At 60.0% G+C, this 24,149-nt stretch carries 21 protein-coding genes and 4 tRNA genes; 10 read left to right on the forward strand and 15 right to left on the reverse strand.

Annotation, left to right across the window (positions count from 1 at the left end; translation table 11 throughout):
- Positions 1–85: 85 nt before the first annotated feature.
- From AC27VU_RS26020 to bamJ, 5 genes are all read right to left on the reverse strand, one after another.
- A complete protein-coding gene (locus AC27VU_RS26020; protein ID WP_103483772.1) occupies positions 86–484 on the reverse strand; it encodes an SEL1-like repeat protein in 399 nt (132 codons plus the stop codon).
- Positions 485–856, reverse strand: coding sequence for a hypothetical protein (locus tag AC27VU_RS26025; protein WP_003223109.1), 372 nt, complete (start codon positions 854–856; stop codon positions 485–487).
- The gene (locus tag AC27VU_RS26030; RefSeq protein WP_027613366.1) at positions 853–1,194 is read right to left on the reverse strand and encodes a helix-turn-helix domain-containing protein; all 342 of its coding nucleotides are present in this window, start codon (positions 1,192–1,194) and stop codon (positions 853–855) included. Before AC27VU_RS26030 ends, AC27VU_RS26025 begins: the two co-directional genes overlap by 4 nt.
- Positions 1,195–1,306: 112 nt before the next feature.
- Positions 1,307–1,762 (reverse strand): YkvA family protein, encoded by a 456-nt coding sequence (locus AC27VU_RS26035; RefSeq protein ID WP_003223105.1) that lies wholly within the window; start codon positions 1,760–1,762, stop codon positions 1,307–1,309.
- Positions 1,763–2,062: 300 nt separating this feature from the next.
- Positions 2,063–2,782: a BamJ family beta-barrel-assembly machinery protein gene (bamJ, locus tag AC27VU_RS26040; protein ID WP_003223103.1), complete on the reverse strand. Its 720-nt coding sequence runs from the start codon at positions 2,780–2,782 to the stop codon at positions 2,063–2,065.
- Between the two features lie 270 nt (positions 2,783–3,052).
- Between bamJ and AC27VU_RS26045 the strand changes: the two genes are divergently transcribed.
- Together AC27VU_RS26045 and AC27VU_RS26050 are read left to right on the forward strand one after the other, a co-directional pair.
- Positions 3,053–4,861 (forward strand): di-heme-cytochrome C peroxidase, encoded by a 1,809-nt coding sequence (locus AC27VU_RS26045; protein WP_488725215.1) that lies wholly within the window; start codon positions 3,053–3,055, stop codon positions 4,859–4,861.
- Positions 4,862–4,887: 26 nt separating this feature from the next.
- Positions 4,888–6,024: a catalase family protein gene (locus tag AC27VU_RS26050; protein ID WP_488725216.1), complete on the forward strand. Its 1,137-nt coding sequence runs from the start codon at positions 4,888–4,890 to the stop codon at positions 6,022–6,024.
- Positions 6,025–6,221: 197 nt separating this feature from the next.
- Here the strand turns inward: AC27VU_RS26050 and AC27VU_RS26055 are convergent.
- From AC27VU_RS26055 to AC27VU_RS26070, 4 genes are all read right to left on the reverse strand, one after another.
- Positions 6,222–6,298, reverse strand: a tRNA-Asp gene (locus AC27VU_RS26055).
- A 19-nt stretch (positions 6,299–6,317) separates the two neighbouring features.
- Positions 6,318–6,393, reverse strand: a tRNA-Val gene (locus AC27VU_RS26060).
- A gap of 197 nt (positions 6,394–6,590) precedes the next feature.
- A tRNA-Asp gene (locus AC27VU_RS26065) sits at positions 6,591–6,667 on the reverse strand.
- Positions 6,668–6,686: 19 nt separating this feature from the next.
- Positions 6,687–6,762: transfer RNA gene (locus AC27VU_RS26070), tRNA-Val, on the reverse strand.
- Positions 6,763–6,921: 159 nt separating this feature from the next.
- Here AC27VU_RS26070 and rdgC point away from each other — a divergent pair.
- The 3 genes from rdgC (at position 6,922) to sugE (ending at position 9,388) form a co-directional block, all read left to right on the forward strand.
- Positions 6,922–7,842 (forward strand): recombination-associated protein RdgC, encoded by a 921-nt coding sequence (gene rdgC / locus AC27VU_RS26075; RefSeq protein ID WP_003223096.1) that lies wholly within the window; start codon positions 6,922–6,924, stop codon positions 7,840–7,842.
- A gap of 146 nt (positions 7,843–7,988) precedes the next feature.
- Positions 7,989–8,954 carry a bile acid:sodium symporter family protein gene (locus AC27VU_RS26080; protein WP_488725217.1) on the forward strand — a complete coding sequence of 322 codons (966 nt, stop codon included), beginning with the start codon at positions 7,989–7,991 and terminating at the stop codon, positions 8,952–8,954.
- Positions 8,955–9,073: 119 nt separating this feature from the next.
- Positions 9,074–9,388 (forward strand): quaternary ammonium compound efflux SMR transporter SugE, encoded by a 315-nt coding sequence (gene sugE, locus AC27VU_RS26085; RefSeq protein WP_003223093.1) that lies wholly within the window; start codon positions 9,074–9,076, stop codon positions 9,386–9,388.
- A 123-nt stretch (positions 9,389–9,511) separates the two neighbouring features.
- Here the strand turns inward: sugE and AC27VU_RS26090 are convergent, their stop codons facing one another.
- From AC27VU_RS26090 to AC27VU_RS26105, 4 genes are all read right to left on the reverse strand, one after another.
- Complete coding sequence (locus tag AC27VU_RS26090; protein WP_488725218.1) at positions 9,512–11,386, reverse strand: MFS transporter; 1,875 nt, start codon at positions 11,384–11,386, stop codon at positions 9,512–9,514.
- Positions 11,387–11,483: 97 nt separating this feature from the next.
- The gene (locus tag AC27VU_RS26095; RefSeq protein WP_488725219.1) at positions 11,484–12,635 is read right to left on the reverse strand and encodes a TDT family transporter; all 1,152 of its coding nucleotides are present in this window, start codon (positions 12,633–12,635) and stop codon (positions 11,484–11,486) included.
- A gap of 105 nt (positions 12,636–12,740) precedes the next feature.
- A complete protein-coding gene (locus tag AC27VU_RS26100) occupies positions 12,741–13,052 on the reverse strand; it encodes a cupin domain-containing protein (protein WP_473019142.1) in 312 nt (103 codons plus the stop codon).
- Positions 13,053–13,104: 52 nt separating this feature from the next.
- Positions 13,105–14,292, reverse strand: a complete 1,188-nt coding sequence (locus AC27VU_RS26105) for an MFS transporter (protein WP_488725220.1) — start codon at positions 14,290–14,292, stop codon at positions 13,105–13,107.
- A gap of 91 nt (positions 14,293–14,383) precedes the next feature.
- On the opposite strand from AC27VU_RS26105, the gene AC27VU_RS26110 reads away from it, so the two are divergent.
- Together AC27VU_RS26110 and AC27VU_RS26115 are read left to right on the forward strand one after the other, a co-directional pair.
- Entirely contained in the window at positions 14,384–14,926 is a 543-nt protein-coding gene (locus tag AC27VU_RS26110) for a TetR/AcrR family transcriptional regulator (protein ID WP_003223085.1), read from the forward strand.
- Positions 14,927–15,148: 222 nt separating this feature from the next.
- Complete coding sequence (locus AC27VU_RS26115; RefSeq protein WP_103486112.1) at positions 15,149–18,619, forward strand: hybrid sensor histidine kinase/response regulator; 3,471 nt, start codon at positions 15,149–15,151, stop codon at positions 18,617–18,619.
- A gap of 113 nt (positions 18,620–18,732) precedes the next feature.
- Here AC27VU_RS26115 and AC27VU_RS26120 read toward each other — a convergent pair whose 3' ends face one another.
- Together AC27VU_RS26120 and AC27VU_RS26125 are read right to left on the reverse strand one after the other, a co-directional pair.
- On the reverse strand, positions 18,733–20,097 hold the full coding sequence (locus AC27VU_RS26120) for a DNA recombination protein RmuC (protein WP_201138550.1): 1,365 nt from the start codon (positions 20,095–20,097) through the stop codon (positions 18,733–18,735).
- Positions 20,098–20,272: 175 nt separating this feature from the next.
- A complete protein-coding gene (locus AC27VU_RS26125) occupies positions 20,273–20,596 on the reverse strand; it encodes an SEL1-like repeat protein (RefSeq protein WP_080593230.1) in 324 nt (107 codons plus the stop codon).
- Between the two features lie 1,020 nt (positions 20,597–21,616).
- On the opposite strand from AC27VU_RS26125, the gene AC27VU_RS26130 reads away from it, so the two are divergent.
- The 3 genes from AC27VU_RS26130 (at position 21,617) to AC27VU_RS26140 (ending at position 24,016) form a co-directional block, all read left to right on the forward strand.
- A complete protein-coding gene (locus AC27VU_RS26130) occupies positions 21,617–21,841 on the forward strand; it encodes a hypothetical protein (RefSeq protein ID WP_003223079.1) in 225 nt (74 codons plus the stop codon).
- Between the two features lie 274 nt (positions 21,842–22,115).
- Positions 22,116–22,598 (forward strand): hypothetical protein, encoded by a 483-nt coding sequence (locus tag AC27VU_RS26135; protein ID WP_003223077.1) that lies wholly within the window; start codon positions 22,116–22,118, stop codon positions 22,596–22,598.
- A gap of 146 nt (positions 22,599–22,744) precedes the next feature.
- Entirely contained in the window at positions 22,745–24,016 is a 1,272-nt protein-coding gene (locus tag AC27VU_RS26140; RefSeq protein WP_226500401.1) for an OmpP1/FadL family transporter, read from the forward strand.
- Positions 24,017–24,149 lie beyond the last annotated feature (133 nt).

Consider the following 24,149-nt stretch of genomic DNA (forward strand, 5'->3'; position numbering starts at 1 on the left):
CAAAACGTATAGCTATAAACGTAAACGTGGCGTGAGGTTTCCCTCACGCCACGTTATCGGGCCGACACAAATGGATTTACTGGGTTTAATCGCGAGCGCTCAATTCTTTGAGTTTGAGTTCGGCCAAAGGGTGGCCGGCCTTGGCGGCCAAGGTCCACCAGCGCGCAGCCTCTGCTGGATCCGGCCCCTTGCTCGGGGTGCCTGCAAGGCAGATCACGCCGACCTGATAGGCCGCTTTGCCATCGCCGGCGAGTGCCGCCAGACGCAATAGCCGCACACCCTCTTCGCGGGCACCCAGGCCAACCCCGCGAAACGTCAGAATGTGCCCATAAAAGCTTTGCGCGCCAACATCGCCAAGATTGGCCATGCGCGCAAACTGCCCTTCGAGCCACCGCCAGCCTCTGGGCTGGCGGACGAACCACGACCAGTGAAACAGCCTACGTGCCAACCAGTAACTGGCCGACGCCTTGAGTCGTAAGAACACTCAGGCCTCCGCCGATTCCGGGTACTCGTATTCGAAAACCCTGACCACTTCCGACGCATGCCAGGAAGCAGCCGCGACGCCATCGGATGGCCCGGAAAAGCGCCCCAGACGCTCGACGCATTCAAAAAAACCGGTACGTGGCAAACGGCTGGCACCCTGGCTGATCACCAGCGAGCTGCGCAATGGCTGCTCGGCCTTGGCGTCCAGTGCGGCCAGATGCTCAAGTGCCGCGGTCAGCGTCTGCATCGCCGGCGTCGGCAGTTGCAAACGTTCGAGCAAGGCTCGATAGGTCAACAGATGGCGCTGCCTGCGCGCCTGATCCAGCTCCCCGAGCAATCCGTCCCAATGTTGACGACTGATGCGTACGCTCACGATTCATCCCTCCAACCCGGCACCGTCAATTCCCAGGCCAGGCTGCGACGAATCGCGGCGTCAGGTTGACGCTCGCCGCTTTCGATCATGGCCAGATAAGACGGGCTGATGCCTACCGTGCGGGCCAGCGCCTCGATGGCGATGCCCTTCCCTTCGCGCAAACTGCGTAGTTGATCCAGACCTGGAAGAATCGGGTCCGGCGTTGCAGCTGCCGGCGCTGGCGCCTGCTGCTGCGGTGTTTCGTTGATGCCTGCTGCTTTCAGTAGAGCCTGATACTGAACCCATGGCAGAACCGCATATTCGGGTTCGCCATCGCGTGCAATTATCTGAATATCCATGACTACCCCGTAGGACAACAACACTTAGCGAGTCGGCACTTTTCCCTAGAAGTGTAATCCTAACAGCGGCCAAGGTCGCGGGGGGTATCTATCTGTATCCAGGCGAAGTGAATCAGGGCTTTTTCGGACCCTGCAGCTGAAGTTGTTCGGGTGTATCAGGCAGGCGCTCGACCACCGCGAGCTTTTCCGGCTGCTGCCGGCTGCGCCAGAGCCGGAAAGCATTGAGCTCGTCGTCGAGGGTTTTCATCACCCAAGCCAGAACCGCGATGTCATCGAGCATGCCGAACACCGGGATGAAATCCGGGATCGCATCCACCGGACTGAGGAAGTACATCAGCCCCGCTACCACCGAAACCATGGCTTTCGGGCTGATGGCCCGATACTCGCCACGCCAGTAAGCCAGGCACAGTGCCTGGAGCAGACGCAGATCATCCTTGAGTTTGCCAAGACGATTGCCTTGCGCGGCACCTTTGCTCGCCACCGCGAACAACAGAGTCGGCAGACGCCCACGCGCCAGCAATCGACCGGCGAGGGGCAGAAATCGGGCGAAATTCCACGGCGCTTTCATCTATTTCTCCCGTTGAAATGTTATCCACACAAATTGTGGATAACCTTGTGAACAGAGCTGCATTTCAGCGCTGAAAGCCCCGTTTTATAAGGGCCGCGCTCAGATCGGGCGTTTTTTACTCACATAAAAAACCCCAATATTTCATTGACTTGGCAGCTCAGGGCGTCTAGCGCTGGCGGCCTCAATCTCTAGGACTGCTGCGAGCCGCATCCGTTCGCTCTGTTTACCGCCAGCTTCGTCCAGATGCAACAACGCCCCGCATAAGCGAGGCGTTGTTGGCGAAGCCGTTAACGATGCCTGTTACTTGGCAGCAGCGGCGTCTTCTTTGGCTGGATCCTTGATGGCCAGCAGTTCCAGGTCAAAGACCAGGACCGAGTTGGCCGGGATCGCCGGGCTCGGCGATTGCGCGCCGTAAGCCAGATCGCTAGGGATGTACAGCTTGTACTTCTCACCAACGTGCATCAGTTGCAGACCTTCAACCCAACCCGGGATCACGCCGCTGACCGGCAGATCGATCGGGCTGCCACGTTCAACGGAGCTGTCGAACACGGTGCCGTTGGTCAGCTTGCCGGTGTAGTGAACGGTCACTACGTCGGTAGGCTTAGGCTGTGGGCCGTCGGCTTTCTTGATCACTTCGTACTGCAGACCGGATGCAGTAGTGGTCACGCCGGCCTTCTTGCCGTTTTCTTCGAGGAATTTCTTGCCGGCAGCTGCCGACTCTTCGCTCATCTTGGCCATACGCTCTTCAGCACGCTTCTGCAGCGCGGCAAAGGCTTCGACCAGTTCTTCGTCTTTCAGCTTCTGTTCTTTCTTGCCGACGGCATCTTCGATGCCCTGGGCTACCGCTTTGGAGTCCAGATCATCCATGCCTTCCTGAGCAAGGCTCTTGCCCATGTTCAGGCCGATACCGTAGGAAGCTTTTTGCGCCGGGGTTTTCAGCTCTACGCTGGTCTGCGAATCACAACCCGCGAGGACCAGGCTAACCAGGGCTACCGCCGCCGCCAACCGATGCTGTTTCATGCTATTTCCTTGTTCATGCGCCGAAAGGGCAATCGAGTAAAGCCGCGAGCTTATCAGGCCGCCACGACCAATGGCTACCGGCATGAGAGCAGGAAACGTCCGATAAGTTCAGGGATTAAAACGCATTCGGGAAAAGGGACGATGAAGCTTCTGTCATCTTGGCCCGACAGAGACTGAAGAGACTTCCTACCACAGTTGGCGTAATGGCCACTTGCCGCACCCGCAACAGCTGGGGCATAACAGCGCAACAACTCGACAAGGATGTTTAACTTGCGCCTTCTCTACCGTGTGCTGACCCTGATCATCGTGCTGCTGGGCTTGGGCCTGGCCGTGGTTTTGTACTACGTCGCCAACCCGAAATTACCGTTCTACTCCCCCGCCCAAAAGGTGCATTACCTGAACCAGTGGAGTGAAGAAGAACGCCAGACCTACTACTTCACCCCGCAGGGCACACAGGTCAAAGGCCTGCGTTATGAATGGTTCGAGGCGCTGGAATTGCCCTTCTCGCAGCAGCGTTTCGCGTCCCCGGAATACCTCGCACGCTTCGGCTTTCTGGTTGATCCGCAACAGAAAGCCACACCGAACAACCCTGGCAATCTGCCGGTCGGTTTCGCCCGCCATCGAAATCCCGGCGGTAACGAGCAATATCTCGATATCACCTGCGCCGCTTGCCACACCGGCGAATTACGCTTCAAGGACCAGGCCGTGCGAATTGACGGCGGTTCGGCGCAGCATGTCTTGCCTTCCAGCGTTCCGACATTGCGCGGCGGCAGTTTCGGACAGGCATTGGTCGCCAGTCTGACCTCGACTTACTACAACCCATGGAAATTCGAGCGTTTCGCCCGCAATGTGCTGGGCAATGACTATGAGGCGCGCCACGAGCAACTGCGCAAGGACTTCAAGGCGTCTCTGAACACGTTCCTGAAAGTCGCCTGGAACGACACTCACCGAGGCCTCTACCCCACCGAAGAAGGCCCGGGACGCACCGATGCGTTCGGCCGCATCGCCAACGCCACCTTCGGCGACGCGATCTCCCCCACCAACTACCGGGTGGCCAACGCCCCGGTGGACTACCCGCAACTGTGGGACATGTGGACGTTCGACTGGGTGCAATGGAACGGCTCGGCACAGCAACCGATGGCGCGCAATATCGGGGAGGCACTGGGTGTCGGCGCCACGTTGAATTTCTTCGACAGCAATGGTCAGCCGCTGCAGGGCGATGCCCGTTACGCCTCCAGTGTCCGCGTGCGTGATCTGCACAAAATCGAAGAAACCCTGCAACACCTGCAACCACCCGCCTGGCCGGAAGAGGTCTTGGGTGCGGTGGACAAGCCACTGGCCGCCAGGGGCCGCGCGCTGTTTGCCGAGAACTGCGCCGGTTGCCACGTGCCACGCGAGACTCAGGAGGGCGAACGCTGGGTGCAGCATTTGCACATGCTGCCGGTGGAGGTGATCGGCACCGATCCGAATGCAGCGACCAACATTGCCAACCACCGTTTCGACCTGACGCCGCTGCAATGGGATCTGAAGGAGCTTGAGCAGATGGATGTGAAGCTGCATCCAACGCCCAAAGAGCCATTGGACCTGAGCCAGCTATCGGTGGCCAAGGGCCTGGCTTACGTCACCGCATTCGTCGAAAACCGCGCTTATCGCGAGGCCGGTGTCACCCCTCAGGAAAAGCCACAACTCGATGGCTTCGGTCTGCCGATCGGCGTGCGCGAAAAAGTCGCTTACAAGGCCAGACCACTGGCCGGGGTTTGGGCCACCGCGCCATTTCTGCACAACGGTTCGGTACCGAGTCTTTATCAACTGCTGTCGCCCCAGGATGAACGCGCCACCACCTTCTATAAAGGCACTCTCGAGTACGACCCACGCCACTTGGGATATCGCACCGAGGCCTTTACCAACGGCTTTCTGTTCGACACCCGGATTAGCGGCAACCACAACAGCGGTCATGAGTTCCGCGCCGGCGAGCGTGGCAATGGCGTCATCGGTCGACTGCTGCAACCGCAGGAACGCTGGGCATTGCTGGAGTACCTGAAAGTCCTGGGCGGACCGTTGGAGGCTCAATTGCCATGATGATCAATTCGTACAAAAGACCGTCCATGCTCGCCCGCCTCTGGTTGTGGCTGGGACGCCTGCTCGGCAAAACCCTGCTGGCATTGCTGATTATCGGCCTGCTGGGCTGGGCCATCGCGAGCGCATGGTTCGCCTGGCAACACCGCGGCCCGGTGTCGGCGCAAGAACAGATTCCCGCCGGTGAAGCGGCGATGACCCAGGACGTGATCCAGACGGCGGTGCGCATCGTCGATCAACACCGCGAAGGCACTCGCTACCTGCGCGACGCGCATGCCAAGGCCCACGGTTGCGTGAAGGCCGAAGTGACGGTGCTGCAGGAACTGGCGCCAGCGTTGCGCCAAGGCGTATTCAGCGAGCCGGGTAAAACCTGGCAGGCGATGATTCGCCTGTCCAATGGCAACGCCTATCCCCAGTTCGACAGCATCCGCGACGCCCGGGGCATGGCGATCAAACTGCTTGATGTCCCCGGGAAACAGCTGCTAGGCGACCGTCAGGAGCGCCACGAACAAGACTTTGTGATGTTCAGCCATGCGAATTTCTTTGTCAGCGATGTCGCCGAGTATCGTCAGAATGTAGCGGCTCAGGCTGATGGCAAAAAGATCATGGCATTTTTCCCCGGCTGGGATCCGCGCACCTGGCAGATCCGCCACTTGCTCATCGCCCTGGCAACACTGTCGCCGCCACCGGACAGCCCGACAGGGACGACTTACTTTTCGGTATCCCCCTACAAATTCGGTGAGGCCAATGCGAAGTTTCGGGTAGCACCGGATCCTGATAATTGCCCGGCGTATGCCCTGCCCCCGCAAAACCATGACCTGCCGAACTTCCTGCGCAGTGCCTTGAATCAGCAATTGTCGACGGATCGGGTGCCCGCGTGTTTCGTGCTGCAGATTCAGCGCCAGGATGCGAACAGGTACATGCCGATCGAGGACACCAGCATCGAATGGCGCGAGCAGGATTCACCGTTTGAAAGCGTGGCGCGGATTACCCTGCCTGCGCAGGACTTCGACACTCCGGCACTGAATCTAGAATGCGACAACCTGTCGTTCAACCCATGGTTTGGTATTGAGGCGCATCGGCCGATTGGCGGGATCAACCGCTTGCGCAAAGCGGTGTATGAGGCGGTGAGTGACTATCGGCACAGTCGCAATGCCGAACAGTGAGAATTCCTCTGTAGGAGCTGTCGAGTGAAACGAGGCTGCGATCTTTTGATCTCTAAAAGCAAGATCAAAAGATCGCAGCGTGCCGCAGCTCCTACAGAGGAGATCGAGTGATTTCACAAATCGCAGACAGCAAAAAGCCCGCACTAGGCGGGCTTTCTGTGGTGACCTGGCGTTCAGTGGGTCCAGGTGACCGAATATGGCGCAGCGGACGGGACTCGAACCCGCGACCCCCGGCGTGACAGGCCGGTATTCTAACCGACTGAACTACCGCTGCGCGAAACGCTTGAAACGAATGGTGGGTGATGACGGGATCGAACCGCCGACATTCTGCTTGTAAGGCAGACGCTCTCCCAGCTGAGCTAATCACCCTTCGCTTCGTTACGGGGCGCATTATGCCACAAGTTTTCGTAAAGTGTTGATTTAATTGAAGTTTTTTTCAAAAAATCCGAAAACCGGTGAAACGACACAACCCGATGGAACAAGGTACAAACGTGAGACAGAAAAAAACCCGCTTTAGCGGGTTTTTCCGTGGTGACCTGGCGTTCAGTGGTCCAGGTTACCGAATATGGCGCAGCGGACGGGACTCGAACCCGCGACCCCCGGCGTGACAGGCCGGTATTCTAACCGACTGAACTACCGCTGCGCTAAACACTTGAAACGAATGGTGGGTGATGACGGGATCGAACCGCCGACATTCTGCTTGTAAGGCAGACGCTCTCCCAGCTGAGCTAATCACCCTTCGCTTCGGTGTGGCGCGCATTCTACGGAGCGACCCAACCTCTGGCAAGCACTTTTTTAATTAATTTTCTCAGGCCTTCCAAAGGCTTAGAGAAGGGTTGGCCTATGACCCGGCGAAGACAATAATGCCCCCCTTTGTATAAAGGAGAGACTCACCCCATGTGGTTCAAAAACCTGCTTATCTATCGCCTGACCCAAGACCTGCCTGTCGATGCCGAGGCGCTGGAAACTGCACTGGCCACCAAACTGGCGCGTCCATGTGCAAGCCAGGAGTTGACCACCTACGGTTTCGTCGCGCCATTCGGCAAAGGCGAAGATGCTCCACTGGTGCACGTCAGCGGTGACTTCCTGCTGATCGCTGCGCGTAAAGAAGAACGCATTCTGCCGGGCAGCGTCGTGCGCGATGCGGTCAAGGAAAAAGTCGAAGAGATCGAAGCCGAGCAGATGCGCAAGGTCTATAAGAAGGAACGCGATCAGATCAAGGATGAAATCATCCAGGCGTTCCTGCCGCGCGCCTTTATCCGTCGCTCGTCGACTTTCGCCGCCATCGCGCCGAAACAGGGCCTGATCCTGGTCAACTCGGCCAGCCCAAAACGCGCCGAAGACCTGCTCTCCACAATGCGTGAAGTGCTCGGCACCCTGCCCGTCCGTCCGCTGACCGTGAAAACCGCGCCGACCGCCGTGATGACCGAGTGGGTCACCACCCAGCAAGCGGCCCCGGACTTCTTCGTTCTGGACGAGTGCGAGCTGCGCGACACCCACGAAGACGGCGGCATCGTGCGTTGCAAGCGTCAGGACCTGACCAGCGAAGAAATCCAGTTGCACCTGAGCACCGGTAAAGTCGTGACTCAGTTGTCGCTGGCCTGGCAGGACAAGTTGTCGTTCATGCTCGATGACAAGATGACCGTCAAACGCCTGAAGTTCGAAGACCTGCTGCAGGATCAGGCGGAACAGGACGGTGGCGACGAGGCCCTGGGCCAACTGGACGCCAGCTTCACCCTGATGATGCTGACCTTCGGCGACTTCCTGCCGGCGCTGGTGGAAGCGTTGGGTGGTGAAGAGACGCCGCAGGGGATCTAAACCCCTTGTGAAATCCCAATGTGGGAGCGGGCTTGCTCGCGAAAGCGGTGTGTCATTCAACATTGACTTGGCTGACCCGCCGCTTTCGCGAGCAAGCCCGCTCCCACAATTGGTTTTGTGGTGTAACTAATAATAAGGAACAGGCCATGCGCGCACTGGCTGCACTGAGTCGCTTTGTCGGCAATACCTTCGCTTACTGGGTTCTGATTTTCGCGGTGATCGCGTTCCTGCAACCGGCGTGGTTCCTCGGCCTCAAAGGCGCAATCGTGCCGCTGCTGGGGCTGGTGATGTTCGGCATGGGCCTGACCCTCAAACTCGATGACTTCGCCGCCGTCGCCCGCCATCCGTGGCGCGTGGCTTTGGGCGTGGTCGCACATTTCGTGATCATGCCCGGTGTGGCGTGGTTGCTCTGCCAGATCTTCCATCTGCCACCGGAAATCGCCGTCGGGGTGATTCTGGTCGGCTGCTGCCCAAGTGGCACGTCTTCGAACGTGATGACCTGGCTGGCCCGGGGCGACCTGGCGCTGTCGGTGGCGATTGCCGCTGTTACCACCCTCCTCGCCCCGCTGCTGACCCCGGCGCTGATCTGGCTGCTGGCTTCGGCGTGGTTGCCGGTGTCGTTCATGGAATTGTTCTGGTCGATCCTGCAAGTGGTGCTGCTGCCGATCGTGCTCGGCGTGGTCGCGCAACGTTTGCTCGGCGATAGAGTGCGGCACGCGGTGGAGGTGTTGCCTCTGGTGTCGGTGGTCAGCATTGTCATCATCGTCACCGCCGTGGTGGCCGCCAGTCAGGCGAAGATTGCCGAATCCGGGCTGCTGATCATGGCGGTGGTGATGCTGCATAACAGCTTCGGCTACTTGCTGGGCTACTTCACCGGGCGCCTGTTCAAGTTGCCACTGGCGCAGCGCAAGTCGCTGGCGCTGGAAGTCGGCATGCAGAATTCGGGGTTGGGCGCGGCATTGGCCAGCGCGCACTTTTCGCCGCTGGCGGCGGTGCCGAGCGCGTTGTTCAGCGTCTGGCACAACATTTCCGGGGCGTTGCTCTCGACGTACTTCCGGCGCATGAGCGAGAAAGAAGACCGTGAGGCGCTGGCGCAGCAGCCGGCCGACTGACCGGGAAGCTTGATCCCCGGATTAATGCTCGGCAGACTATTGCGCTACGCGGGGACGACCCTGCGGCTCGATCGAGTTATCAATCTGGGGACGGCCCCGTCAATCGATGGAGGTCTTTCATGTCCTGGATCATTCTGTTTTTCGCCGGCCTGTTCGAAGTCGGCTGGGCCGTCGGCCTGAAATACACCGACGGTTTCACCCGCCCGCTCCCCACCGTACTGACCGTCGCAGCGATGGCAATCAGCCTCGGCCTGTTGGGCCTGGCAATGAAGGAATTGCCGCTGGGTACGGCTTATGCGATCTGGACCGGGGTCGGTGCCGTAGGCACGGTGATTGCCGGGATCATTCTGTTTGGCGAGTCGATGGCGTTGATTCGGCTGGCCAGCGTGGCGTTGATCATTACCGGTTTGATCGGCCTCAAGGTCAGCGCTTAGGCCACTGCCGCTTTCGCGAGCAAGCCCGCTCCCACAGGGATCTCCGGTGAACACAAATCTTGTGTAAATCCAGAAAACCTGTGGGAGCTGGCTTGCCAGCGATGGGGCCAATTCAGGCAACAACTATTTGACAGTCCCGCGCAACGCCCCCACCAACCCCTGCAATTTCGCCGGCTGCGCCGCCTCCACCGCCACCGCCGAACCCGCCACCAACGTCACCCGCGACCACAACCGCTTGAACAAGCCCTTGTTCGGATCGCGACTGAAGAAGCTCCCCCACAATCCCTGCAGCGCCAGCGGAATTACCGGCACCGGGGTTTTTTCGAGAATCCGCGTCAGCCCGCCCTTGAACTCGTTGATCTCGCCATCGGTGGTCAACTTGCCTTCCGGGAAGATGCACACCAGCTCACCGTCCTTCAGGTACTGGGCAATCCGGGTGAAGGCTTTTTCGTAGATCTGGATGTCTTCGTTGCGTCCGGCAATCGGAATCGTCCCCGCCGTGCGGAAGATAAAGTTCAGCACCGGCAGGTTGTAGATCTTGTAGTACATGACAAAGCGAATTGGCCGACGCACCGCGCCGCCAATCAGCAGCGCATCGACGAACGACACGTGGTTGCACACCAGCAATGCCGCGCCCTCGTCCGGAATCGCTTCGAGGTTACGGTGTTCGACGCGGTACATGGAATGGCTCAGCAGCCAGATCATGAAACGCATGCTGAACTCGGGGACGATCTTGAAGATGTAGGCGTTGACGCCGATGTTCAGCAGCGACACCACCAAAAACAGCTGTGGAATCGACAGCTTGACCACGCTCAGCAACACGATCGAAACGATCGCCGACACCACCATAAACAGCGCGTTGAGAATGTTGTTGGCCGCGATCACCCGCGCCCGTTCGTTCTCGGCGGTGCGCGACTGGATCAACGCGTACAGCGGCACGATATAGAAGCCGCCAAAAATACCGAGGCCGAGAATATCGACCAGCACCGCCCAGGTATGGGCAAAGCCCAGCACTTGGGTCCAGCTATGGCCGGTGACGCTCTCCGGGATTCCACCGGAATGCCACCACAGCAGCAGGCCAAACACGGTCAGACCGAACGAACCGAACGGCACCAGTCCGATCTCGACCTTGCGCCCGGAAAGCTTCTCGCAGAGCATCGAACCCAGCGCAATCCCTACCGAAAACACAGTCAGGATCAGAGTGACCACGGTTTCATCACCGTGCATCCACTCCTTGGCGTAGGCCGGGATCTGCGTCAGATAAATCGCCCCGACAAACCAGAACCACGAGTTGCCGACAATCGAGCGCGACACCGCGGGCGTCTGGCCCAGACCGAGTTTCAGCGTGGCCCAGGACTGGCTGAAAATGTTCCAGTTCAGGCGCATTTCCGGCGAAGCCGCCGCAGCGCGAGGAATGCTGCGACTGGCGAAATACCCGAGCACCGCAATCCCGACAATCGCGGTCGACACCAGTGGCGCGTAATGCGTCGAAGACATGATGACGCCAGCGCCGATGGTCCCGGCAAGGATCGCCAGGAACGTGCCCATCTCCACCAGTCCGTTGCCGCCGACCAGTTCATCCTCGCGCAACGCCTGCGGCAAAATCGAATACTTCACCGGCCCGAACAGCGCCAAATGCGTGCCCATGGCAAACAGCGCCACCAGCATCAGCGACAGGTGATCGAAGAGAAAACCGATCGATCCTACGGCCATGATCGCGATTTCCGCGAGTTTGATCAGACGGATCAGCGCGTCCTTGGCGAATTTTTCCCCGAACTGCCCGGCCAGCGCCGAGAACAGAAAGAACGGCAGGATAAACAGCAGCGCACACAGGTTGACCCAGATCGAACGGTCACCTTCGATGGTCAGCCGATACAGAATGGCGAGGATCAGCGACTGCTTGAACACGTTGTCGTTGAACGCGCCCAGCGACTGCGTGATGAAAAACGGCAGAAAGCGCCGGGTGCGAAGCAGGTTGAACTGTGAGGGGTGACTCATCTTCCGTGTTTCCCTGAGGTCGGTAGAGAATGGCCTGGATCTGCTTATTGGAATCTCGATCGGCGATCCAGGCCACACATTACCTAAACTTTTCAGGTTATTTCTTCAACCCTGCAATACAAGGTGAGACAAACAGCTCGCCGCGCCACGCGCCTTGCACGGTGCGTTTACCGACGATCAGCCACATCACTGCCAGCAGGCTCACCAGCACACAGCCCATCACGCTGAAAAAACCGAGGTTCAGCGTGCTGGCGAGCTTGAGGGTCGCCAGCGAATACACGCCCAGCGGGAAGGTGAAACCCCACCAGCCGAGGTTGAACGGGATGCCGTCGCGCAGGTAACGCGCGGTGATCAGCAGCGCCATCAACATCCACCACAAGCCGAACCCCCACAGGGTGATGCCGGCGACCAGCCCCAGGCCCGCAGCGATTTCACCGATGCCCGGCAGGCCGTTGGCGGCGAAGATCGCCGGTGCATCAGCGCCCAGCAGCAACATGCCCAACGCGCCAGTGCCGATCGGACCGAGGGCCAGCCAGCTCGAGGCGGCCATGTTTTCGTGGGGCAGTTTGTGCAGCGCCATGCGCAGCAACAGGATGGTCAGAATGCTGAACGCCACGGGTAGGGAAAATGCCCAGAGCACGTAGCTTGTCGTCAGCACCACCAGTTGCGCGTGGGCATCGGCCAGGTGCGGCGCGAGCAAGCCGCCGCTGGCCGCCGCCACTTCCGCCGCCACCACCGGCAACAGCCAGACCGCCGTCATCTGGTCGATGCTGTGTTCCTGGCGGGTAAACATCATGTAGGGGATCAACACACCGCAGGCCAGCGACATCGCCACGTCGAGCCACCACAGCACTTCGGCAAGATGAATCACGCCTTCGCCCCAGCGTGGCAGGCCGAACAGCAGAAAGCCGTTGATAATCGTAGCCAGGCCCATGGGGATGGTGCCGAAGAACATCGAAACGGTGGAATGGCCGAAGATCCGCCGCGCTTCATCGAAGAAGAGAACCCAGCGCGCGGCATAGGCGAAGGTAAACAGGGTGAACAACAGAATGTTGAACAGCCACAAACCTTCGGCCACCGCGCGCAACCCGGGGATCGCCACCGGCAGTTGCGCCAGGGCCAGGGCCAGCACACCGGTGCCCATGGTCGCGGCGAACCAGTTGGGGGTGAATTGACGGATCACTTCACGCGGATGCTGAAGCTGGCTGAACGGCTTGATGCCGGGTTTGGCTATGTTGGGGCAAGTCATCATGAACTCCTGTCCTCAGGTGAGGTTGAGTCCATGGTAGAACCGAATCGAATATCTATATAACGGGTAATTTCTCTATCTGTTATCTACTTTACAGATAAGCGTCTAGACACTGCCTTCGCTTTCAATCACCAGAATCCGCGCCACTCCCTGCGGATGCGCCACGTGCTCGGTGCCGACCGAGGCGTAGAAGATATCCCCGACCTCAAGCAGCACATGCTTTTCTTCGCCCTGTTCGCGATAGCGCATCTGCACCTGACCATCGAGCACCACGAACACTTCTTCACCATCGTTGACGTGCCATTTGTAGGGCTGATCGGTCCAGTGCAGACGCGTGGTGATGCCGTTCATGTTGGCGATGTCCAGCGCACCCCAGGCACGCTCGGCGGTGAACGACTTGCTGCGGATAATCTTCATCGGTCGATCCATGCAAAGAAGGGCCGCCCAAGGCTAACTGAAACCGCCACACTTATGGAGCGCTGCAAACCTTGGTCGCTTGCGCACGCAAGCTGAGCAGGAGCGCGGCGACGGCCAGCACGATCAATGCGGCGACGTAACCGTCGGTGGTCGCGAGCAAGCCGTAGGTGCGGGTCAAGTGCCCGGCGAGCAGTGCCGGCAAGCAAAACGCCAGATAACTCAGCGCGTAATACGCCGACATCAGCCCCGCTCGTTCATGCGGCAAAGCCAGCGGCACCAGGCTGCGCACTGCCCCGAGAAACCCCGAACCAAAGCCGCAACCGGCGACCAGCGTGCCGAGGAAAAACAGCCCCAGACTGGCGCTGTGCACGCCGAGCAGAATCAGCAGCACACCGATCGGCAGCAGACTGGCGCCCAGTTGCAGGGCGCGGGTCGCAGGCCGATTGCGCAACGTGAAAATCATCAGCGCGCCCGTCACCGTCAGCGCCGAGACGGTCGCACCGCCGATCAGGTTGGAAGTCGAACCGGTGGCGGTGCGCAGCAGCGACGGCGCCAGCGAGGCAAAAAAGCCGCCGAGGGCCCAGGTTGCGGTGTTCAGCGGCAGCACACGCCACAAGGTCGAACGCGCCTGAACCGGCACATGCAGGGTCGGCCGCAGCGAAGCCCAGGCCCCGGCTTGCGGGGTGACGCTTTCCGGCAGACGCCAGACATACACTGCCTGCAACACAAACATTGCCAGCAGCAACCAGTAAGTCAGTTGCAACGGCGCCGGAGCGAACTCGGCCAGCAAGCCACAGCCCATGCTGCCCAGCGCCATGCCGAGCAACGGTGCGACGCTGTTGATCAACGGCCCCTGCTGGCGGTCGGTGTCGAGCAGCGTCGCGCTCAGAACAGCGGTGGCCATGCCGGTGGCAAAACCTTGCAGCACGCGGGCGCTGATCAGCCAGGCGACGCTGTCGGCGTGGATGAACAGCAGCATCGCCAGGGCATTGAGCAGCACCGCGGTGAAAATCACCGGTTTGCGCCCCAGATGATCGGACAACGAACCGACCGTCAGCAGCGCCGCCAGCAGACTCAGGGCATACACGCCGAAAATCAGGGTCAGCACTGCTGCCGAGAAGTGCAGTTGATCCTGATACAGGTGATACAGCGGCGTCGGCGCCGTGGAGGCGGCGAGAAAACTGAGTAAGGTGATCGCCAGAAAAATCAGGCTGGCACGGTTGGAAGCAAGGCTGGTCATGGGCACACTCCGCAAAAGCTAATTTTTTGCTTTTGCGGAGTGTGCTCTCGGCTTTGGCTTAAAGCAAATTCTTTGTGTTAAGGTCTGGCGCATGGCTATTAAAGAAGGTTTACGCCCCGGCGGCCGCAGTGCCCGGGTGCAAGAGTCGATTCATTCGGCAGTCCGCGCGCTTCTGCAAGAACAGGAGCGCAGCACCGTGACCGTCCCGCAAATCGCTGCGCGGGCCGGGGTCACGCCCTCGACGATCTATCGGCGCTGGGGCGATCTGACGGCGTTGCTGGCGGACGTCGCCCTCGCCCGCATGCGCCCCGACAGTGAACCGGCGGTGACCGGTGATCTGCGCGGTGATATCCGCGCCTGGGCCGAGCAGTATCTGGACGAAATGAGTTCGGAGCCGGGGCGCAACATGATGCGCGACGTGCAGGCCAGCGCCACGCCGGGGTATTGCGTGACGATCATTGGCGCGCAGTTGCAGACCATCATCGAGCGTCACCCAGACGAGCCGGCGCCGAGCGTTGATCGGTTGATCAATCTGGTGGTGGCACCGGTGGTGTTCCGGATTCTGTTTGCTGCGGCGGCGCTGGAGGTGGATGAACTGCATCGATTGATCGATATGGCGTTGAAACAGGACTGACGCCTTCGCGAGCAGGCTCACTCCTACAATTGGAATGCGTTCCACCTGTAGGAGCGAGCCTGCTCGCGAAGAGGCCCGACCAGTCACCTCAGAACCACCCGGTTTCAAACCTGCGACACCCCGCCACGCCACGACCTTGGTCGACACTGACTAACCGCCGCACTCATGCGAGACTGTCCGCCCGGGCAGGAATGCCGGGGAGTCTTCTGTCGGGAGTGTTGCATGTCGTTGTCCACCGGGCTGATCGCCGCCGTCGCCCTCGCCTATATGGCCATCATGTTCGCCATCGCCTTCTACGGCGACCGTCGCAGCGCGCCATTGCCGCCGCGGATGCGCGCGTGGGTGTACAGCCTGTCGCTCGCGGTTTATTGCACCAGCTGGACGTTCTTCGGTGCAGTCGGACAGGCGGCCGAACAGCTGTGGTCATTCCTGCCGATCTACCTCGGGCCGATCCTGCTGTTGCTGGGCGCACCGTGGGTTCTGCAGAAAATGGTGATGATCAGCAAGCAGGAGAACATCACCTCGATTGCCGACTTCATCGCCGCGCGCTACGGCAAATCGCAATCGCTGGCGGTGGTGGTAGCGCTGATCTGTCTGGTCGGCGTCCTGCCTTATATCGCCCTGCAACTCAAAGGCATCGTCCTTGGTGTAAACCTGCTGATCGGCGCCGGTGCCGACGCCATGGGCACCCGCGCCCAGGACACCGCACTGATCGTCTCGCTGGTGCTGGCGCTGTTCACCATCGTCTTCGGCACGCGCAACCTCGATGCCACCGAGCACCACCGGGGCATGGTGCTGGCGATTGCGTTTGAATCGCTGGTCAAGCTGTTCGCCTTTCTCGCCGTCGGCGCGTTCGTGACCTACGGGCTGTACGACGGTTTTGACGACCTGTTCAATCAGGCGATGCTCGCACCGCGCCTCGAGGAGTACTGGAAGGAAACGATTAACTGGCCGTCGATGGTGGTGCAAACCGGGGTGGCGATGATGGCGATCATCTGCCTGCCGCGGCAGTTTCACGTCACAGTGGTGGAGAACATCGACCCGCAGGATCTGCGTCTGGCCAAGTGGGTGTTCCCGGCCTATCTGGCGCTGGCCGCGCTGTTCGTGGTGCCGATCGCCCTCGCCGGGCAGATGATGCTGCCGAGTCACGTGCTTCCGGATTCGTTCGTGATCAGCCTGCCGTTGGCCCAGGCCCATCCGGCCCTGGCGTTGCTGGCATTTATTGGTGGTGCGTCGGCGGCCACCGGCATGGTGATCGTGGCCAGCGTGGCGCTGTCGACCATGGTCTCCAACGACATGCTGTTGCCGTGGCTACTGCGGCGTAATAACGCCGAGCGCCCGTTCGAGGTGTTCCGCCAGTGGATGCTCTCGGTACGCCGGGTGAGCATCGTGCTGATTCTGCTGCTGGCCTACGTCAGCTACCGCTTGCTCGGCTCCACCGCGAGCCTGGCGACCATCGGCCAGATCGCCTTTGCCGCTGTCACCCAACTGGCCCCGGCGATGCTCGGCGCGCTGTACTGGAAACAGGCCAACCGTCGTGGGGTGTTCGCCGGTCTCGCGGCGGGCACGTTCCTCTGGTTTTACACATTGATCCTGCCGATTGCCGCCCACAGCCTCGGCTGGTCACTGAGCACTTTTCCCGGTCTGGCGTGGCTGCACAGCAACCCGCTGAACCTGCCGATCACCCCGCTGACCCAAGGCGTGGTGCTGTCGCTGGCGGGCAACTTCACGTTGTTCGCCTGGGTCTCGGTGCTGTCGCGCACGCGGGTTTCGGAACACTGGCAGGCCGGGCGCTTTATCGGTCAGGAAATCAGCGCGCGGCCGAGTGCGCGTTCGATGCTGGCGGTGCAGATCGATGATTTGCTGCAACTGGCGGCGCGCTTTGTCGGCGAAGAACGTGCGCGGCAGAGCTTCATTCGTTTTGCCTACCGTCAGGGCAAAGGCTTCAATCCGAACCAGAACGCCGATGGCGAATGGATCGCCCACACCGAACGTTTGCTGGCCGGCGTGCTCGGTGCTTCTTCGACGCGCGCCGTAGTAAAAGCCGCCATCGAAGGTCGGGAAATGCAGCTGGAGGACGTCGTCCGTATCGCTGACGAAGCCTCGGAAGTCCTGCAGTTCAACCGCGCCTTGCTGCAAGGCGCGATCGAGAACATCACCCAAGGCATCAGCGTGGTCGACCAGTCGCTGAAACTGGTGGCCTGGAACCGCCGCTATCTGGAGCTGTTCAACTACCCGGACGGCTTGATCAGCGTCGGCCGGCCGATTGCCGACATCATTCGCTACAACGCCGAACGTGGCTTGTGCGGCCCCGGCGAGGCGGAAGTCCACGTCGCCCGACGCCTGCACTGGATGCGTCAGGGCCGCGCGCACACTTCCGAACGTTTGTTCCCCAACGGCCGGGTGATCGAGCTGATCGGCAACCCGATGCCTGGTGGCGGTTTCGTCATGAGTTTCACTGACATTACCGCGTTCCGCGAAGCCGAGCAGGCGCTGACCGAGGCCAACGAAGGCCTGGAACAACGGGTCAGCGAGCGCACGCAGGAGCTGTCGCAACTCAACGTCGCACTGACCGAAGCCAAGGGCCATGCCGAGGCGGCGAACCAGTCGAAAACCCGCTTCCTCGCCGCTGTCAGCCATGACCTGATGCAGCCGTTGAACGCCGCTCGCTTGTTCTCTGCCGCCCTCTCCCATCAGGACGACGGCTTGAGCAGCGAGGCGCAGAAACTGGTGCAACACCTCGACAGTTCGCTGCGTTCGGCAGAAGACCTGATCAGCGACCTGCTGGATATTTCCCGCCTGGAGAACGGCAAGATCAACCCCGATCCCAAGCCGTTCGCGCTCAATGAGCTGTTCGATACGCTCGGCGCCGAATTCAAGGCGCTGGCGCAGGAACAAGGCCTGAAGTTCCGTGTGCGCGGCAGCCAGTTGCGCATCGACAGCGACATCAAGCTGCTGCGACGGATTCTGCAGAACTTCCTCACCAACGCCTTCCGCTATGCCAAGGGCCCGGTGCTGCTGGGCGTGCGTCGGCGTGATGGCGAGCTGTGTCTGGAAGTGTGGGATCGCGGGCCGGGAATTCCGGAAGACAAACAACAAGTGATTTTCGAGGAATTCAAACGCCTCGACAGCCATCAGACCCGCGCCGAGAAGGGCCTGGGTCTGGGCCTGGCGATTGCCGACGGTTTGTGTCGCGTGCTCGGCCATACCCTGCGCGTACGTTCGTGGCCGGGGCGCGGTAGTGTGTTCAGTGTCAGTGTGCCGCTGGCCCGGGCGCAATCGCTGCCACAGAAAACTGCGGTGGAGTTGAACGGCAAGCTGCTCAGCGGCGCGCAGGTGCTGTGCATCGACAATGAAGACAGCATTCTGATTGGCATGAACAGCCTGCTGACTCGTTGGGGCTGTCAGGTGTGGACGGCGCGCAATCGCGAGGAATGCGCGGCGTTGCTGAACGAGGGTGTGCGACCGCAACTGGCACTGGTCGACTATCACCTCGATCACGGCGATACCGGGACCGAGCTGATGGCATGGCTACGCACCACGTTGGGCGAACCGGTACCGGGCGTGGTGATCAGCGCTGATGGCCGACCGGAGACGGTGGCGCAGGTGCATGCGGCGGGGCTGGATTATCTGGCCAAACCGGTGAAACCGGCGGCGTTGCGGGCGTTGTTGAGTCGGTATGTGCCGTTGTAACCGTTCGACTTGAGTGTTGCAGCGCTACCGCTGACGCCTTCGCGAGCAAGCCCGCTCCCACCTTTGGAATGCATTTCACTGTGGGAGCGAGCTTGCTCGCGAAGCTCTTCGGGTTATTCCGGGAGTTCGACCAGTCCATCGACATCGGTCATCGCCCGCTCCAGCAGATCCGCCGGCAAACTCTTGCTGGCCCGCGCACCGAGCAATTTGAGCTGCTCACTGCGGCTGACCAGGTTGCCGCGCCCTTCCGTGAGTTTGTTGCGCGCCGAGCTGTAAGCCTTGTCCAGCTGTTGCAGGCGATTGCCGACTTCGTCCAGATCCTGAATGAACAGCACGAATTTGTCGTACAGCCAACCGGCTCGCTCGGCGATTTCCCGCGCGTTCTGGCTCTGCCGCTCCTGCTTCCACAGGCTGTCGATCACCCGTAACGTCGCCAGCAACGTGGTCGGGCTGACGATCACGATGTTGCGGTCGAAGGCCTCCTGGAACAGCGTCGGCTCAGCTTGCAAGGCGGCGGAAAATGCTGCTTCGATCGGCACGAACAGCAAGACGAAATCGAGGCTGTGCAGGCCTTCCAGACGTTTGTAGTCCTTACCTGCGAGGCCTTTGACATGGCTGCGCAGCGACAGCACGTGCTGCTTGATCGCGATCTGGCCGAGGGTGTCATCTTCAGCGGCGACGTACTGCTGATACGCCGTCAGGCTGACCTTGGAGTCGACCACCACCTGCTTGTCGCCCGGCAGGTAAATGATCACGTCCGGCTGGAAGCGCTCGCCATCCGGCCCCTTGAGGTTGACCTGGGTCTGGTACTCACGGCCCTTCTCCAGACCCGCGTGTTCGAGCACTCGCTCAAGAATCAGCTCACCCCAGTTGCCCTGGGTCTTCTGGCCTTTGAGGGCGCGGGTCAGGTTGGTCGCTTCGTCACTCAGGCGCAGGTTCAATTGCTGCAGACGCTCCAGCTCCTTGGCCAGCGAGAAGCGCTCGCGAGCCTCGGCCTGATAGCTCTCTTCCACGCGTTTTTCGAAGGACTGGATGCGCTCTTTCAGCGGATCGAGCAACTGGCCGAGGCGCTGCTGACTGGTCTCGGCAAAGCGCTGTTCACGCTCATCGAAGATCTTCCCGGCGAGTTCGGCGAACTGCGCGCGCAGCTCATCGCGCGAGCCCTGCAGGTCGTTGAGGCGTTGCTGATGGCTTTCCTGCTGCTCGCGCAATTCGGCGTTGAGCGACGCAGCCTGCGCGTCGAGGCGACGCAATTCGGCTTCTTTGTTGGCGCGCTCGATGTTCCAGGCGTGCGAAGCGTCACGGGCGTCATCACGCTCGATCTGCAGCAGCTCGACTTCGCGGCGCAGTGCAGCCAGCTCCGCCTGCTTGGCGGCATTGGCCTGGCCGAGGTCGACGATTTCATCGCGGCTTGCCTCAAGCTGGGCGTTGAGCCCGTCCTGCGCCAGTTGCGCCATGGTCAGACGCTCTTCGAGCAAGGCGACCTCGGCTTGCCGGTCGCTGGCCCGCCGTTGCAGTTGCCAGGCCAGCGCCAGCAGCGGCAGTCCCGCGCCCGCCAGACCCAGCAACACGCTGGTCAAGTCCATAGCCATAGCCACTCCTGCCGATCCGATAAAGCCTGAAGGTTAACCAAGGCGTGGGACGTTGGACAGCTCAGTCTTCGAGCAGACCGAGTTCCTGTTGTGCACGCCGGTCACCGGCGCGGGCGGCCTGACGCAACAGATCCTGACCGATGCGCCGATCCCGGGCATTGCCGCACTCGCGGCACATCAACTGACCGAGACGACTTTGCGCCGCAACCACGCCTTCGCGTGCCGGTTGCTTGAGCAGACGCCCCGCCAGATGCTTGGCATTGCGGCTATCGCCCAGACGCGGGCTGTCGAGCAGCCATTCGGCCACACGCACGGAAAATCGCTTGGGAGAGGTAACACGAGGGTGTTCGGAGGTAACAGAGCCTGATACTGAGCGAAACTTCATAAAACACTGTGGGACAGATCTGAGGGCGCGCCACTCTACTCTCTTTTTCGTACAGGTAAAGTCAAAAAAAACCCGGCACGCCCGTGCTAGAGCAAGCGCTAGGGACAATCCACAGAAGCTGTGGATAACTCAGTGGACAACCGCTCCCGAACTCGCGCAAAGCCTTGTGGAATGGGGCCCGCAGTCAAACTGACGATTTTTTCACCAACAAAAAAAGACGATATTTTTCATTGACTTAAACTTTTGATGCAGGCAGCTACCGGGGTCAGGATTGATATGACAGTGAGGTTACGGTCTGCGCAACTAATGTGCACAAGTACCTGTTACCCGGTTATATCGATGCGCTTTTTCGGGTCGTTTTGCTTCTCGGGCTGGGGATAAGCGGGTTGGTGACGGATATGCCTGCACGCTTTTGTGGCGACCGGCGGTTCATCAGGGTGATCCCTTCGCGAGCAGGCTCGCTCCCACACTGGATGGTATTTCCCATGTGGGAGCGAGCCTGCTCGCGAAGAAGCGGGACACCACCTCAATGCTTGGCGATTCACGAAATCTTTTTTACAAAGGGGTTTGCATTGCCCAAGACGTTCCGTTACTATCCGCGGCGTTAGTACCAAGCTGAAAGTCAATTCCGGTCGAACACATCCCCACGGTCAACCTTCTTCCAAGAAGCCCTTCACCGAAAAAAGCGGGAACGACCCCTCGATGGTTTCCAGGTAAATCTTGCGCCGACACTGCCTTTGAATGAATGCAAAGGGTGTTGCGAAGACCACTTACTCTGACCGAACCAGCCTGCAAATTGATCAGGATCTTCACCCCGGGCCCAGAACCTTTGCCCTTGATGTGTTGCCTGTCCTCCTAAGTACCTACCTGCCAGCCCAAGCGCGCCAACTTAATAGCGCTTCAAACTGGCTGCTTTGTTCCAGTCGGGTTCTTTGTTCGACCAACGGTGGTCGACATTACTGGAACGTTTTAACGTTGCACGGTTCTTATCCGTGTCATTTGTAGGAACACCTAATAACTATGTCTACTCAAATCCATACTCAGGATGCCATTCGCACCCTAACCAACGCTTTTGCCCCAATGAACTGCCTGATCATGGCCGCTCGCAAAGGCTGCTTCAGCTTCACCGTGGTCAATGAACACGGGATCGCTCGCCACAGCGAGCGTCTGTACCCCGATCAATACTCCAGCGCCGAACCGCTGCAGGCCGTGATCGATCGTACACGTCAGGCCCTGATTGCCTGAGAGCCGAAAAGGCTGCAAAAGCAAAAGCCCCGCACAAAATGCGGGGCTTTTTATTGCCCGATGTTTCGCTTTTAGCCCTCCGCGCCTAAGCACCATCGGATATAACGCTTTTGGCTCGCGGCTGGAAATATTTTAAAAACAGGCCTTTACGTCGCGAATATGACACTACACTTCAACTCAAGCGGCTTGATCCGCTTTCGGCGAGCCTGATTCGATCCACCGCTGCCAAGGCCCCTTCAGGTATCGCCGCCCAATTACAAGAATCGAGGGCATTATGGGTATCGCTGCCAGCGAACTGTGCCGCTATGTGATCCGTCCCACACTGATCTATCTGGGACGCCACTGCGCAACCGCCGAATCCCTGCTACTGGGGATCGCCGCCAGCCAATCCGCCCTCGGCTCCGCCCTGCATGACCGCCGTGGCCACGGCCTCTACCGGATTGCCGAGCACCGCCATCAGGCTCTCTGGGACCATTACCTGGCACTCGATCCGGAACGCGCAAGCCTGGTTCGCGGCCTCGCCAGCCAACATGCTTTTTTGAGCGGCCCGCACCTCGAACTGACCGTCAACCTGCGTTACGCCACCGCCATTGCCTGGCTGTTGGTCGAAGAACAAAACACTCAGCTCCCCGACGCCGATGACCTGCTGGGCATGGCGCGAATCTGGCGCCAGACCTTCCAGCCCCAAGGCCGCCTGCGCGACTTTACTTACGCCTGGCACACCTGTGTTTCACCTGTGAATCAGGTCGCATGTTGACCCTGCAGTTTCCAAAGATCGGCCAACAGGTCAGGATTTTGGTCGGATTGTCCTACAAAACCGCTCTAACTCAGGCTATACGGACTATAGCGCTGGGACGAAAATGTTGGTAATTTTCGCCCCGGTGATCACCAGGAGTTCTAATAATGAAAAAAGTCATGCTCAAAACCACCCTTAGCCTCGCCGTTACCATGGCATCCACCCAGATCTTCGCAGCTGGCTTTGCCATCAACGAACACAGCATCAGCGGGATGGGCACTGGTTACGCTGGGCGATCTTCCTCTGCCGACGACGCAAGCACTGTTTATGGCAACCCTGCCGGCATGTCGCGCCTCACGCGCGAACAAGTCACCGGCGGTGTGGCATTCCTCGATGCCAAAACCGATATCAGCGACGCCAGCTCCAGCCCTAACGGCGGCAGCAACAAAGGCGACATGGTGCCCTTCACCTCCGTACCTATGGGCTTCTACGTCAAACCGATCGACGAGCATTGGGCATTCGGCCTCGGCGTGTACGTGCCGTTCGGCCTGATTACCGACTACGAAAAAGGCTTTGCCGGCCGCTACTTCGGCAGCAAGTCCGAAGTCCAGGTCATCACCTTCCAGCCGACTGTCAGCTACAAGTTCAACGACGTGGTCTCGGTAGGTTTCGGTCCGACCATCAACCGCATCGACGGCACCCTCGAGTCGAACCTCTCGGTGACTCAACTGGCGCCGGACGGCAAGGTCAAGATCAAGGGTGACGACACCGCGCTGGGCTACAACATCGGCGTACTGGTACAGGCCACCGACACCACTCGCCTGGGTCTGACCTACCACTCGAAAGTCGACTACAAGCTCGAAGGCAACACCAAGGTCAACTACGGCGCACTGGCTGCAGTCGGTCTGGGTGCCAGCCAGAAGTACGACGCTTCGCTGAAGATCACCACACCTGAATCCGTGGACTTCTCGGTTACTCAAGCGATCAACGACCGCTGGAACGTCTACGCCGGTTCGACCTGGACCCGCTGGAGCCAGCTGAAGAAGATCACCGTTGAAAACTCGGGCGTGCAGCCGCTGCTGGCCGGTCAGTTCGGCGAGATCACCGAAGAACAGAACTGGCACGACTCCTGGGCCTACGCCGTGGGTACTTCGTACCAGCTGAACAAGGAATGGGTACTGCGTACCGGTCTGACCTTCGACCAATCGCCGACCAACAACGTCGACCGTTCGCCACGTATCCCTACTGGCGACCGGACCATTTTCAGCATCGGTGCCGGCTGGAGCCCGACCGAAGACCTGACCATCGACGTCGCTTACTCGTACCTGAAGGAAGAGGCGGTCAATATCCGCAACCAGAACGATCGTGGCCAGACCTACGACGCCAAGTATGAAAACTCGGCAAACGGCTTCGGTGTCGGCGCTACTTACCGCTTCTGATGCTGCACGGCGAGGCTAACCCCTCGCCCATTGAAAAGCCCCGCTCTCTCTACAGAAAGCGGGGCTTTTTTGTGCCTGCATGACCGCCACTGTAGGAGCTGCGGAAAGGTTTGACCTTTTTTTCCTGAGCTTT

It is taken from the genome of Pseudomonas sp. 14P5.3.2 (assembly GCF_057799175.1).

Bases quoted from the DNA above. Each gene is read 5' to 3' on its own strand.
- AC27VU_RS26030 (WP_027613366.1), bottom strand. From the start codon at position 1,194: ATGGATATTCAGATAATTGCACGCGATGGCGAACCCGAATATGCGGTT.
- AC27VU_RS26035 (WP_003223105.1), bottom strand. From the start codon at position 1,762: ATGAAAGCGCCGTGGAATTTCGCCCGATTTCTGCCCCTCGCCGGTCGA.
- AC27VU_RS26130 (WP_003223079.1), top strand. From the start codon at position 21,617: ATGTCTACTCAAATCCATACTCAGGATGCCATTCGCACCCTAACCAAC.
- AC27VU_RS26080 (WP_488725217.1), top strand. From the start codon at position 7,989: ATGCGCGCACTGGCTGCACTGAGTCGCTTTGTCGGCAATACCTTCGCT.
- AC27VU_RS26125 (WP_080593230.1), bottom strand. From the start codon at position 20,596: ATGAAGTTTCGCTCAGTATCAGGCTCTGTTACCTCCGAACACCCTCGT.
- AC27VU_RS26110 (WP_003223085.1), top strand. From the start codon at position 14,384: ATGGCTATTAAAGAAGGTTTACGCCCCGGCGGCCGCAGTGCCCGGGTG.
- AC27VU_RS26140 (WP_226500401.1), top strand. From the start codon at position 22,745: ATGAAAAAAGTCATGCTCAAAACCACCCTTAGCCTCGCCGTTACCATG.
- AC27VU_RS26105 (WP_488725220.1), bottom strand. From the start codon at position 14,292: ATGACCAGCCTTGCTTCCAACCGTGCCAGCCTGATTTTTCTGGCGATC.
- AC27VU_RS26095 (WP_488725219.1), bottom strand. From the start codon at position 12,635: ATGACTTGCCCCAACATAGCCAAACCCGGCATCAAGCCGTTCAGCCAG.
- bamJ (WP_003223103.1), bottom strand. From the start codon at position 2,782: ATGAAACAGCATCGGTTGGCGGCGGCGGTAGCCCTGGTTAGCCTGGTC.
- AC27VU_RS26135 (WP_003223077.1), top strand. From the start codon at position 22,116: ATGGGTATCGCTGCCAGCGAACTGTGCCGCTATGTGATCCGTCCCACA.
- sugE (WP_003223093.1), top strand. From the start codon at position 9,074: ATGTCCTGGATCATTCTGTTTTTCGCCGGCCTGTTCGAAGTCGGCTGG.
- AC27VU_RS26090 (WP_488725218.1), bottom strand. From the start codon at position 11,386: ATGAGTCACCCCTCACAGTTCAACCTGCTTCGCACCCGGCGCTTTCTG.
- AC27VU_RS26050 (WP_488725216.1), top strand. From the start codon at position 4,888: ATGCTCGCCCGCCTCTGGTTGTGGCTGGGACGCCTGCTCGGCAAAACC.
- AC27VU_RS26115 (WP_103486112.1), top strand. From the start codon at position 15,149: ATGTCGTTGTCCACCGGGCTGATCGCCGCCGTCGCCCTCGCCTATATG.
- rdgC (WP_003223096.1), top strand. From the start codon at position 6,922: ATGTGGTTCAAAAACCTGCTTATCTATCGCCTGACCCAAGACCTGCCT.
- AC27VU_RS26100 (WP_473019142.1), bottom strand. From the start codon at position 13,052: ATGAAGATTATCCGCAGCAAGTCGTTCACCGCCGAGCGTGCCTGGGGT.